The 12,258-nt window shown below is 73.3% G+C and carries 10 protein-coding genes; 1 reads left to right on the top strand and 9 read right to left on the bottom strand.

The window, feature by feature from the left end:
* Nucleotides 1-52: 52 nt before the first annotated feature.
* Both BMW67_RS08815 and accD read right to left on the bottom strand, forming a co-directional pair.
* Nucleotides 53-1,309: a bifunctional folylpolyglutamate synthase/dihydrofolate synthase gene (locus BMW67_RS08815; protein WP_072747218.1), complete on the bottom strand. Its 1,257-nt coding sequence runs from the start codon at nucleotides 1,307-1,309 to the stop codon at nucleotides 53-55.
* A gap of 56 nt (nucleotides 1,310-1,365) precedes the next feature.
* The gene (accD, locus tag BMW67_RS08810; protein ID WP_072747157.1) at nucleotides 1,366-2,286 is read right to left on the bottom strand and encodes an acetyl-CoA carboxylase, carboxyltransferase subunit beta; all 921 of its coding nucleotides are present in this window, start codon (nucleotides 2,284-2,286) and stop codon (nucleotides 1,366-1,368) included.
* A 155-nt stretch (nucleotides 2,287-2,441) separates the two neighbouring features.
* Here accD and BMW67_RS08805 point away from each other — a divergent pair, with 155 nt between their 5' ends.
* Entirely contained in the window at nucleotides 2,442-3,299 is an 858-nt protein-coding gene (locus tag BMW67_RS08805) for a branched-chain amino acid aminotransferase (RefSeq protein WP_072747217.1), read from the top strand.
* A gap of 441 nt (nucleotides 3,300-3,740) precedes the next feature.
* Here the strand turns inward: BMW67_RS08805 and BMW67_RS08800 are convergent, their stop codons facing one another.
* From BMW67_RS08800 to BMW67_RS08770, 7 genes are all read right to left on the bottom strand, one after another.
* Entirely contained in the window at nucleotides 3,741-4,802 is a 1,062-nt protein-coding gene (locus BMW67_RS08800; RefSeq protein ID WP_072747156.1) for a nucleotidyltransferase family protein, read from the bottom strand.
* A 58-nt stretch (nucleotides 4,803-4,860) separates the two neighbouring features.
* On the bottom strand, nucleotides 4,861-5,661 hold the full coding sequence (locus BMW67_RS08795; RefSeq protein WP_072747155.1) for a crotonase/enoyl-CoA hydratase family protein: 801 nt from the start codon (nucleotides 5,659-5,661) through the stop codon (nucleotides 4,861-4,863).
* A complete protein-coding gene (locus tag BMW67_RS08790; protein WP_072747154.1) occupies nucleotides 5,654-6,523 on the bottom strand; it encodes a hydroxymethylglutaryl-CoA lyase in 870 nt (289 codons plus the stop codon). Before BMW67_RS08790 ends, BMW67_RS08795 begins: the two co-directional genes overlap by 8 nt.
* Entirely contained in the window at nucleotides 6,520-8,502 is a 1,983-nt protein-coding gene (locus BMW67_RS08785) for an acetyl/propionyl/methylcrotonyl-CoA carboxylase subunit alpha (protein ID WP_072747153.1), read from the bottom strand. The genes BMW67_RS08790 and BMW67_RS08785 overlap by 4 nt, the downstream gene beginning before the upstream one ends.
* A gap of 184 nt (nucleotides 8,503-8,686) precedes the next feature.
* Nucleotides 8,687-10,294, bottom strand: a complete 1,608-nt coding sequence (locus tag BMW67_RS08780; protein ID WP_072747152.1) for a carboxyl transferase domain-containing protein — start codon at nucleotides 10,292-10,294, stop codon at nucleotides 8,687-8,689.
* A 99-nt stretch (nucleotides 10,295-10,393) separates the two neighbouring features.
* Complete coding sequence (locus BMW67_RS08775; protein ID WP_072747151.1) at nucleotides 10,394-11,560, bottom strand: isovaleryl-CoA dehydrogenase; 1,167 nt, start codon at nucleotides 11,558-11,560, stop codon at nucleotides 10,394-10,396.
* The gene (locus BMW67_RS08770; protein ID WP_072747150.1) at nucleotides 11,542-12,207 is read right to left on the bottom strand and encodes a TetR/AcrR family transcriptional regulator; all 666 of its coding nucleotides are present in this window, start codon (nucleotides 12,205-12,207) and stop codon (nucleotides 11,542-11,544) included. Before BMW67_RS08770 ends, BMW67_RS08775 begins: the two co-directional genes overlap by 19 nt.
* Nucleotides 12,208-12,258 lie beyond the last annotated feature (51 nt).

Here is a 12,258-nt window from a genome sequence, read left to right as displayed (position 1 = left end):
CGCGCGCTCAACCGCAAGCGCCCCTCGCGCCGGCCGCGCTCGCGCTTCCGCGTCAATCCAGCGGCGGCATCGTCCGCAGCACCGCGCCCGCCAGATAGAGCGAGCCGCAGATGACGACCCGCGGCGCCGGATCGCCCGCCCGCGCCGCCGCGGCCAGCGCCGAGCCAAGGTCGCCGGCGGCCTCGGCCCTCAGCCCGACGGCCCGCGCCGCGGCCGCCGTGCGCTCGGCCGGCAGCGTCGCCGGGGCGTCGGGAATGCTCACCGCATGCACCATGGGCGCCAGCGGCGCGAAATGGCGCAGGAACCCTTCGGGATCCTTGGTGTCCAGCATGCCGCAGACAAGGTGAAGCGCAGCGGAACGGCGCGCGTGCATGCGTGCCAGAAGCGCGGCCAGCGCCTGCCCCGCCGCCGGGTTGTGCCCGCCGTCCAGCCAGATCTCGGCCTCGGGCGGCGCGCCGGGCAGATCGGCCGGGTCAAGGCGCTGCATGCGCGCGGGCCAGCGCGCGCCGGTCATGGCGCCGGCGCAGGCGGCCTCGTCCATGCCCAGCGCGCGCAGCGCCGCGACCGCGGCGCCGGCGTTGACGATCTGATGCGCGCCCGCCAGCGCCGGCAGCGGCAGGTCCAGCAGCCCGTCCGCATCCTGATAGACCAGGCGCCCGGCCTCTTCGCGGCTGTCCCAGTCCTGCCCGCCGATCAGCAGCGGCGCGCCCAGCCGCGCGGCCCGCTCCTCGACGACGGCGCGGGCCTGGTCGGGCTGGGGGGCCAGCACGCATGGGACGCCTGGCTTGAGGATGCCGGCCTTCTCGGCGGCGATCTGCGCCAGCGTCTCGCCCAGATATTGCTGATGATCGAACGAGATCGGCGTGATCGCCGTCAGCGCCGGGCGCGCGATGACGTTGGTTGCGTCCAGCCGCCCGCCCAGCCCGACCTCGATCAGCGCGTAGTCGGCCGGGCTGCGCGCGAAGGCCAGAAAGGCGGCGCAGGTGGTGATCTCGAAAAAGGTGATGGGCGCGCCGGCGTTCACGCGCTCGCACTCTTCCAGCAGCGCCAGCAGCTCGGGCTCGGAGATCAGCCGCCCGGCGACGCGGATGCGCTCGTGAAACCGCGCCAGATGCGGCGAGGTGTAGACATGGCAGCTGCGCCCCGCGCTTTCCAGCCCGGCGCGGATCATGGCCAGCGTCGAGCCCTTGCCGTTCGTGCCGGCCACATGGATCGCCGGCGGCAGGTCGCGCTCGGGATGGCCGAGGCGCGCCAGCAGACGCTCGACCCGCTCGAGCGTCAGGTCGATGATCTTCGGGTGGAGCGCCATCAGCCGCTCCAGCGCCGCGTCGCTGCCCGCCCGCGCCGCGGGCGCCGGAGCCTCGCTCAAGCCTCGTCCCCTTCGGCGGGCGCGCCCTGCTCGTCCCCCGGGGCGGGAAGGTCGCCATGGCTGCGCGGCGGCGCCTTGGTCAGCAGCCGCAGGATCTGCGCGAGCTCGTCGCGCAGCTGGTGACGATGGGTGACGCGGTCCAGCATCCCGTGCTCGAGCAGATACTCGGCGCGCTGGAAGCCCTCGGGCAGCTTCTCGCGGATGGTCTGCTCGATCACGCGGGGGCCGGCGAAGCAGATCAGCGCCCCCGGCTCGGCGATCTGCACGTCGCCCAGCATGGCGTAGCTGGCGGTGACGCCGCCGGTGGTCGGATGGGTCAGCACGACCACGTAGGGCAGGCCCGCTTCCTTGACCATCTGCACGGCCACGGTGGTGCGGGGCATCTGCATCAGGCTCAGGATGCCCTCCTGCATGCGCGCGCCGCCGGCGGCCGAGAACACGACCAGGGGCGCCTTGCGCTCGACCGCGCGCTCGGCCGCCGCAATCATCGCGTTGCCCACGGCCATGCCCATCGAGCCGCCCATGAAGCTGAAGTCCTGCCCGGCGCAGACGGCGCGCAGGCCGCCGATCTCGCCCTCGGCGACCAGCATGGCCTCGTGCTCGCCGGTCTTGCGGCGGGCGTCGCGCAGACGCTCGGCGTAGCGCTTCTCGTCCTTGAAGCCCAGCGGGTCGGGGATGGGGTCGGGAACCGGCACCTCGACGAACAGCCCGCCGTCGAACAGCGCCTTGAAGCGCTCGCGCGGGCTGATGGGCATGTGGTGCTGGCAGTTGGGGCACACGTTCAGCGCGTCGGACAGCTCGCGATGGAACAGCATGGTTCCGCACGCGTCGCACTTGCGCCAGAGATTGTCCGGCACCTCGCGCCGCGAAAACAGCGAGTTGATCTTCGGGCGGACGTAGTTCGTGATCCAGTTCATGGACGCCGTTCCTCGCGCGGTCTCGTTCCGGGGTATTAGTGTCGCGCGGCGCCAAATGCAATGCGGGCCGCGCCGCGCCGGCGCCCGGCGGCTTGCAACCGCCCGGCCGGCGCGACACAGTGGCGGCGCTTGCGGGAGAGGAGAAGACGATGACCATGGCCGGCGGCGAGACATGGACCTGGTTCGACGGCGCCTGGACGCGCGGCGCGCCCATGGTGGCGAGCGCGGCCGATCACGGGCTTTGGCTGGGCAGCTGCGTGTTCGACGGCGCGCGCGCCTTCGAGGGCGTGGCCCCGGATCTCGAGCTGCACTGCGCGCGGCTCAACGCCTCGGCCCGGGCGATGGGCCTGAACCCGCCCCTGAGCGACGAGCGCATCGCGCAGCTGTGCCGCGAGGGGCTGAGCCGCTTCTCGCCCGGCGCGGCCGTCTACATCCGCCCCATGTGCTGGGCGCGCGACGGCGGCGCGGCGCTGATCGCCCCCGATCCCGACAGCGCGGCGTTCTGCCTGTGCCTCGAAGAGCTGCCCATGGCGCCGTTCAAGGGGTTCTCGATCACGCTCACGCGCTATCGGCGCCCCCTGCCGTCCATGGCGACCACCGACGCCAAGGCCGCCTGCCTTTACCCCAACAACGCGCGCATGGTGCGCGAGGCGCGCGCGCGCGGCTTCGACAACGCGCTGGCGCTGGACGCGCTCGACAACGTGGCCGAGCTGGCCACCTCCAACGTCTTCATCGTGCGCGACGGGGTGGCGATGACGCCGATTCCCAACGGAACCTTCCTCAACGGCATCACCCGCCAGCGCGTGATCGGCCTGCTGCGAGACGACGGCATCGAGGTGCGCGAGACGGTGCTGACGGTCGAGGACGTGCGCGCCGCCGACGAGGTCTTCTCGACCGGCAACGCGCACAAGGTCATGCCCGTCACGCGCTTCGACGACCGCGAGTATCCCGTCGGCCCTGTGACCCGCCGCGCGCGCGAGCTTTATTGGGACTTCGCCCACGGCCGCCTCTGAAGGCGCCGGCAGCAGGCCTTGCGCGCCATCGCGCCGCGGCGCAGCGGCGTCCTGGCCCGCGCGCCGGGCGCCGGGCGCGCCTCCCGCGCCACGACCGGACGCCGCGCTGCGGCGGCCCGCTCCCTTGCATCGCGAACGCCTGTCCTTCGCGCGAGGCCGGAGCCTGGGCGCGCCTGCACGTCGCGCCGGCCGGCCAGACCCCGCCCCCGCGCCGCCCCGCGCGCGCAGCGGCCTGGCATCGCCGCGCGGCGCCGCGTCGAGATGCTCGGGGGCGGGGCGCAGCGCGATTCGGCCGGCGGCCAGGCGGGCGCTCTGGGGGCGACGGGGGCGCTGGGCAAGCCGGCGGCGCCGCGGCCCGGCGCCGGCAATCCTCGCCGGCGGTCCCTGGCGCCAGGCCTCGGGGTCGGTCCCAGGGTCAGTCCCCGGGGTCGGCCCTCGGGGTCAATCCTCGGGACGCCGGCGCAGGCCGCGCACGAAGCGGGCGACGCGCGCCGGGTTGGTCAGCGCGCGCAGCAGATGCGCGCGGCGCTCGGGCGAAGCCAGCGCGCGCAGCGGCGCGCCCATGGCGTCGCGGGCGGCGCGGCGGGCGGCGGCCTCGGGGTCGGCCAGGGAATCGAGCGCGCGGCGCGCCCATGCGCGGGCGGCGCGGTCCGGGGGCGCGGGCTCGTCCCAGATCAGCGCCATCGCCGCCTGCCAGGCGCGAAGCGAGGCGCCCTGTCCCGCCGCCTCGAACCGCGTCGCCAGCGCCTGGGCATGCGCCGCGCCGTTCAGCCGCCGCCAGTCCAGCGCGCCGCGCAGCGGCAGCGCCCCGCGCGCAAGGCCCCGATCGGCGATCATCGCGTGACGCACCAGATGCGCCAGCCGATCCTCGGGCGCGGGCGTGGCCAGCCCCTCGAGCGCCGAGGCGGAGGCCCGCGCCGCCACCGCGGCCGGGTCGAGCAGCGCGCCCGCATCCCAGCCAAGGCGCACATGCAGCTCGATGGTCGCGCCCAGCCCCGATTCGGGGAACATCGCCGGAAAATGGTAGTCGCCGCCCGAAACGAAGGCGGCCTCGTCGGCGCGCCAGCCTGCGGCCCGCAGCGCCCGGACCGCGGCGGCAAGGTCGCGCGGCGCCACGAGCAGATCCAGATCGACCATCTCGCGCCACGGCGCCGGGGCGCCGCCGGCGGCCAGGAACGCCGCGCCCTTGAGCGCCGTCGCCCGCACCCCCGCGCGCGCCAGCGCCGCGCCCGCCTCGGCCAGCTGCGCGAAGACCAGCCGCGCATGCGCCTCGCGCGCCGCCTGCGCCGGAGCCAGCAGCGGCGCCATGGCCGGGACCGCCAGCGCCACGCCGCGGCACGCGGCCCAGCCGACGCGGTTTCGCTCGGCCATCGCCAGCATCGGCGCCAGGGTTCCCGACAGGCGCGCGGGGGCGAGGCTGCGGCCGGCGGCCTCATCGTCCCAGACGCGCAGCATCGCCGCAAGGTCCCGCGCCGCGGCCTCGGCTTCGCGCCGGTCCCTCATGCGCCCTCGCTTCGCGCGCCGCGCCCGGCCGCCTTGCGCAGACCTGACGGGCGGCGCATCAGGACCCCTGACCGCCCTTGGCCGCCCAGCGCGGAGGGCGCCTTTCGAAGAAGGCCGAGACGCCCTCATGCGCCTCGGGATCCTCCCAGGCGTCGGCCAGGCGCTCGGCCGTCATGGCGATCACCGCGTCGTCGATCGTCGGCCCCAGCGCCCGCGCCAGCGCCTTGCAGCGCGCCACGGCCCCCGGCGCGGCCGAGAGATAGGGCTTCACCTCGCGCGCGACGGCGTCGTCAAGCTCGTCCGGCTCGACGACGCGCGCGACCAGGCCCAGCTCGCGCGCCTCGTCGGCGTCGAACAGGCGGGCCGACATGAACACCCGGCGGGCCATGCCCTCGGTCATGCGGGCGATCACATAGGGCGAGATGGTGGCCGGGATCAGCCCCAGCCGCGCCTCGGTCAGCCCGAAGCGCGCGCCGCGCGCCGCCACGCACACGTCGCACACCGCCATCATGCCGATGCCGCCGCCGAAGGCCTGCCCGTTGACGCGGCCGATCAGGGGCTTGGGCAGTTCGTTGAGCGCCTTGAGCATGCGCGCAAGCCGCATCGCCTCGGCGATGCGCTGCTGGCGCGTGGCGGCGAATTGCTGGCGCATCCAGGCCAGATCGCCCCCGGCGCAAAAGCTTTCGCCCGCCCCCGTCAGCACCACCGCGCGCACGGCCGGGTCGGCGCCCAGCGCGGCGGCGGCCTCGGTCAGCTCGGCGATCATGGCGGCGGACAGGGCGTTGTGCTTGTCCGGGCGCGAAAGGGTCAGCGTGGCGACGCCGCGGGCGTCGACGTCGATGGCGATGGTCTCAGGCATCGGCGGAGCTCCTCAGGCTGCGGGCGAAGGCGGCGGCGGCGTCGAGACGCGACAGGTCGAGGCCGGTCTCCCAGCCCATCCGGGCCAGAAGGCGCGCCACCTCTTCGGTGGCGACGTTGCCCCTGGCGCCGGGGGCGTAGGGACACCCGCCAAGCCCGCCGACCGAGGCGTCGAAGGTGCGCAGGCCCTTCTCGACGCTCAGCGCGACGTTCTCGAGCGCGCGGCCCCCCGTGTCGTGGAAGTGGCCGGCCAGGCGCCCGGCCGGCACGCGGGCCAGCACGGCGTCGAGCATCGGCGCGACGGTTTCGGGCGCGCCCGCGCCGATGGTGTCGCCCAGGCTGACCTCGTAGCAGCCCATGTCGATCAGCGCGGCGGCGACGCGGGCGACCTGCTCGGGCGGGGTCGGGCCGTCATAGGGACAGGCGACGACGCAGCTGACATAGCCGCGCACGGGCACGCCGTCGGCGGCGGCCGCCTCGAGCACGGGGCGGAAGCGCTCGAGGCTTTCCTCGATCGAGCAGTTGATGTTCTTGCGGCTGAAGCCCTCGGAGGCCGAGGCGAACACGGCCACCTCGTCGGCGCGGGCGGCGCGGGCGGCCTCGTAGCCCTTGAGATTGGGCGTCAGGACCGCGTAGCGCACCCCCGGCTTGCGGCGGATGCCGGCCATCACCTGGGCGGCGTCGGCCATCTGCGGCACCCAGCGCGGCGAGACGAAGCTGGTCGCCTCGATCTTGTCGAAGCCGCAGTCGGACAGCATGTCGATCAGCCGGATCTTGTCGGCCGTCGGGATCAGGCGGCTTTCGTTCTGGAGCCCGTCGCGCGGGCCCATCTCGAAGATGCGGATGCGGGGCGCGGCGCTCATTCCTCGGGCTCCAGCGTCAGAAGCACGGCGCCCTCGGCCACCTGCGCGCCGGGCGCGCAGGCCACGCTCGCCACCACGCCGTCGCGCGGCGCGGTCAGGCGATGCTCCATCTTCATCGCCTCCATGACGATCAGCGCGTCGCCCGCCTTGACCGCGTCGCCGGGGGCGACGAACACCGCCTTGACCAGGCCGGGCATGGGCGCGGCCGCCGCGTCGCCGCCCGCGGCGACGTCGTCCGCGGACTCGAGCGGGTCGGGCAGGCGCCATTGCGTGGTCGCGGGGCCGTCGATGACCGCCGCGACGACGCCCTGCGCGTCGCTCCAGCGCATCAGGGTCACGGGCCGGGCGGGACCGCCGTCGACCGACGCGCGCAGCCGCCCGTCATGGCGCGAGAGCGCGATCTCGCGCCCTTCGGCGGCAAAGCGGTCCGGCGCCAGCGCCTGAAGGCGCACGGCGCGGGCGGCGCCGTCGGGGCCGATCAGCGCGACCTCGCGCGTTTCGGCGCCCCACAAGCGCCAGCCCGAACGATCGTCGAAGGCCGGCGCGGGCGCGGCCTCGTGCAGCCCGAGCGCGGCGATGGCCGCGAGGGCGGGCGTCTCGGGGCGCATCTCGGGCGGCGCGGACAGCTGCGCAAGCTTGCGATCGATCAATCCCGTGTCCACGCGCCCGGCGGCGAAATCGGGATCGGCGGCCAGCCGCGCCAGGAAGGCCAGGTTGGTGGTCGAGCCGGCGATCTCGGCCGCCTCGAGCGCGTCGATCAGGCGCAGGCGCGCCTCTTCGCGGTCGCGGCCATGGACGATCACCTTGGCGATCATCGGGTCGTAATGGGGGGTGATCTCGTCGCCCTCGCGCACGCCGGCGTCGATGCGCGCGCGATCCTCGGGCAGGCGCAGGCGGCGCAGGCGGCCGGTGGCGGGCATGAAGCCGCGGGCCGGGTCCTCGGCATAGAGGCGCGCCTCGAAGGCCCAGCCGTCGATGCGCAGATCCTCCTGCCGCAGGGGCAGGGGCTCGCCCGCCGCCACGCGCAGCTGCCATTCGACCAGGTCAAGCCCGGCGACGGCCTCGGTGACGGGGTGCTCGACCTGAAGGCGGGTGTTCATTTCCATGAAATAGAAGCGGTCGGGGCGCAGGCCTTCGGACGCGTCGACGATGAACTCGACCGTGCCGGCGCCCGCATAACCGATGGCCCGGGCCGCGCGCACCGCCGCGTCGCCCATGGCGCGGCGCATCTCTTCGGTCATGCCGGGGGCGGGGGCCTCTTCGATCACCTTCTGATGGCGGCGCTGAAGCGAGCAGTCGCGCTCGAACAGGTGCACCGCGCCGCCATGCGAGTCGCCGAAGACCTGGATCTCGACATGCCGCGGCGCGACGATCCACTTCTCGATCAGGCAGGCGCCGTCGCCGAAGCTGGCGCGTCCCTCGCCCTGCGCGGCTTCGAGCGCGGGCAGGAAATCCTCGGGCCGGTCGACCTTGCGCATGCCCTTGCCGCCGCCGCCCGCGCGCGCCTTGATGAGCACGGGGTAGCCGATCTCGTCGGCGCGGGCCTTGAGGAAGGCGGGGTCCTGCTCGGCGCCGTGATAGCCGGGCACGACGGGCACGCCGGCCTTTTCCATCGCGGCCTTGGCCGCGTCCTTGAGCCCCATGGCGCGGATCGCCGCGGCGGGCGGGCCGATGAAGGTCAGGCCGGCGGCCTCGACCGCCTCGACGAAGTCGGGGTTCTCGGACAGGAAGCCGTAGCCGGGGTGGATGGCCTCGGCCCCCGCGGCCAGCGCGGCCGCGATGATGCGGTCGCCGCGCAGGTAGCTTTCGGCGGCCGGCGCCGGGCCGATGAGCGCGGCCTCGTCGCAGGCGGCGACATGCGGCGCGTTCGCGTCGACGTCCGAATGGACGGCCACGGTCTTGACGCCCATGCGGCGGGCGGTGCGGGCGATGCGCACGGCGATCTCGCCCCGGTTGGCGATCAGGATCTTGCGGAACATGGTCGGCGTCCTTTCGTCCTTGTCGTGTTGCGGGCGCTGCGCGCCCCGCGCGCCGCTCGATGCGCGGGCTGGCGCGCCTGCCGGTCATGTCGGCCGCGCCGGCGCGCCGAAACCGCCGGGGGCGCGCCCCGGCGCGGCGCGCAAGGCGGCGGCCGGCCCCCGCGATCGCGCGCCGCGCCCGCCATCACATGCGGAACACGCCGAAGCGCGTCTCGGGAATGGGCGCGTTCAGCGCCGCGGACAGCGACAGCGCCAGCACCTTGCGCGTCCGGCGCGGGTCCACCACGCCGTCGTCCCACAGCCGCGCCGAGGCGTAGAGCGGGTGGCCCTGGCGCTCGAACTGCTCGATGATCGGACGCTTGAAGGCCTCTTCCTCTTCGGGCGACCAGGTTCCGCCCTTGCGCTCGATGCCGTCGCGCCGGACCGTGGCCAGCACGCCGGCCGCCTGCTCGCCGCCCATGACCGAGATGCGCGAGTTCGGCCAGCTCCACAGGAAGCGCGGCGAGTAGGCGCGCCCGCACATGCCGTAATTGCCCGCGCCGAAGCTGCCGCCGACCAGCATCGTGATCTTGGGAACCTGCGTCGTCGCCACGGCGGTGACCATCTTGGCGCCGTGGCGGGCGATGCCTTCGGCCTCGTATTTTCGCCCGACCATGAAGCCGGTGATGTTCTGCAGGAAGATCAGCGGGATCTTGCGCTGCGAGCACAGCTCGACGAAATGGGCGGCCTTGGCGGCGCTTTCCGAGTAGAGGATGCCGTTGTTCGCGATGATGCCGCAGGGCATGCCCTCGACATGGGCGAAGCCGCACACGATGGTCGTGCCGAAGCGGGCCTTGAACTCGTCCAGCCGCGAGCCGTCGACCACGCGCGCGATCACCTCGCGGATGTCGTAGGGAGTCTTGAGGTCGGCGGGCACGACGCCCAGGATCTCGTCCGGGTCGTAGGCCGGCGGCTCGGCGGCGCGCAGCTCGACCGTGGCGGGCTTGGGGCGGTTGAGGTTGCGCACCGCCTGCCGGGCCAGCGCCAGGGCGTGGCGGTCGTCCTCGGCCAGGTAGTCGGCGACGCCGGACAGGCGCGTGTGCACGTCGCCGCCGCCCAGCTCCTCGGCGGTGACCACCTCGCCGGTGGCGGCCTTGACCAGCGGCGGACCGGCCAGAAAGATCGTGCCCTGCTCCTTGACGATGATCGTCACGTCCGACATCGCCGGCACATAGGCGCCGCCCGCGGTGCACGAGCCCATGACCACCGCGATCTGCGGGATTCCCTTGGCCGACATGTTCGCCTGGTTGAAGAAGATGCGCCCGAAATGGTCGCGGTCGGGGAACACCTCGTCCTGCTGGGGCAGGTTGGCGCCGCCGCTGTCCACCAGGTAGATGCAGGGCAGGCCGCATTGCTCGGCGATCTCCTGCGCGCGCAGGTGCTTCTTGACGGTCATGGGGAAGTAGGTGCCGCCCTTGACCGTGGCGTCGTTGCACACGACCATGACCTCGCGCCCCTCGACGCGGCCGACGCCGGCGATGACGCCCGCGCCGGGCGCCGCGCCGTCATACATCCCGTGCGCGGCCAGGGCGCCGATCTCGAGGAACGGCGCGCCGGGATCGAGCAGCGCCTCGACCCGCTCGCGCGGGGGCAGCTTGCCGCGCGCCACATGGCGCGCCAGCGCCTCGGGACCGCCGCCGGCGCGCGCGGCCTCGGCCGCGGCGCGGATCTGCTCGAGCGCCTCCAGATGCGCGGCGCGGTTGGCGCGCGCCTGCTCGGAACCGGCGGCGAAGTTCGATTTCAGAACGGTCATGAGCGCCTCGTTCTCCTGCTCGGGGCCGGGCGCGGCCCGGTTTGCGCATGGCGGCGGGGCGGGGCGATCTTGGGCCCGCGCCCGCCGGACGGCCCCGCCTTACGGCGCGGTGACCTTCATCAGCTCGCGCCCGCACAGCATGCGGCGGATTTCCGACGTGCCGGCGCCGATCTCCATCAGCTTGGCGTCGCGGAAGATGCGGCTGACGGGGCTGTCGTTCAGATAGCCGGCGCCGCCGAAGGCCTGCACCGCCTGCACCGCCTGCTGCATCGCGGCCTCGGAACAGTAGAGCACGCAGGCCGCCGCGTCCTGGCGCGTGACCTCGCCGCGGTCGCAGCTGGCGGCGACGGCGTAAAGATAGGCGCGCGCGGTGTTCATGGCGGTGTACATGTCGGCGATCTTGGCCTGCATCAGCTGGAATTCGCCGATCGGGCGGCCGAACTGCTTGCGCTCGTGCATGTAGGGCATGACGTGGTCGAGCATGGCGTTGAGCAGCCCGACCCCGATGCCCGACAGTACGACGCGCTCATAATCGAGGCCGGACATGAGCACCTTGACGCCCTCGTTCTCGCGCCCGAGGACGTTTTCGAAGGGCACCTCGCAATCCTCGAAGATCAGCTCTCCGGTGTTCGAGCCGCGCATCCCCAGCTTGTCGAAATGGGGCGAGGTCGAGAAGCCCTTCATGCCGCGCTCGATGATGAAGGCGGTGATGCCGCGCGGCCCGGCCTCGGGGTCGGTCTTGGCGTAGACGACCAGCGTGTCGGCGTCGGGGCCGTTGGTGATCCAGTATTTCGAGCCGTTGAGCACGTAGCGGTCGTTGCGCTTTTCGGCCCGCAGCTTCATCGACACCACGTCCGAGCCCGCGCCCGCCTCGGACATGGCCAGCGCGCCCACATGCTCGCCCGAGATCAGCTTGGGCAGATACTTGCGCTTCTGCTCGGGCGTGCCGTTGAGGCGGATCTGGTTGACGCAAAGGTTCGAATGCGCGCCGTAGCTCAACGCCACCGAGGCCGAGGCGCGGGCCACCTCCTCGACCGCCACGGCATGGGCCAGATAGCCCAGACCGAGGCCGCCGTATTCCTCCTCGACCGTGATGCCGAGCAGGCCCAGATCGCCCATCTCCTTCCACAGATGCGCCGGAAATTCGTTGCTGCGGTCGATCTCGTGCGCGATCGGCGCGACGCGCTCCTGCGCCCAGCGGTGGGTTGCCTGGCGGATCGCCTCGATCTCTTCGCCGAGGGCGAAGTTCATGCTTGCGTGGAACATGCGGTTCTCTCCGTGTCTTTGGGCGTGTCGTCGGGCGCGGACGCCCCGTCTGCGGCCGGGCGCGCGCTGACGCTGCGCGCCACCATGTCGGTGTAGATGTCCTCGATCTGGCGAGCGGTCAGGCGCCCGCCTTCGCGGAACCAGTGGGTGACGCCGGTCAGCATCGAGATGATCGCCCGCGCGGCGACCGGCGGATCGGGCGCATGCATGACCCCGGCCCGCGCGCCGCGCTCGAGAATGCCGCGCAGGATTCCCTCGTATTCCTGGCGCAGGCGCTCGACGGCGCGGAAGTTCTCGGGCTCGAGGCTGCGCAGCTCCATGTAGGAGATGAACACCGCGTCGGCGCGGTCGATGTGAAAGCGGACGTGAAAGCGCGTGAAGGCTTCGAGCGCGGCGGCCGGATCTTCGGGAAGGGGCTGCGCGCGAAAGGCCTTCATCGCCTCGGTCATGTGACCGATCATCAGGTCGCGCAACAGATCCTGCTTCGAGCCGACATGGTTGTAGAGCGCGCCGGGCTGGACGCCGACCTCGCGCGCGATCATCCTCATCGACACCGCGGCGTAGCCATGGCGCGCGAACAGCCGCAGCGCGGCCTTCGCCAGGCTGTCCGCCGTCTGCGCTCCGCTCGAGCCGATTCGCCGCGCCATGCCAATCCTCCCTGACACGGCTTATAAATGAACATTCGTTTCTTTTCCACG

Origin of the sequence: Oceanicella actignis, assembly GCF_900111545.1 — a bacterium.
Classification (GTDB): domain Bacteria; phylum Pseudomonadota; class Alphaproteobacteria; order Rhodobacterales; family Rhodobacteraceae; genus Oceanicella; species Oceanicella actignis.
Note: the sequence above shows the minus strand (reverse complement) of the source record. Positions and strands in the feature narration are given on the sequence as shown.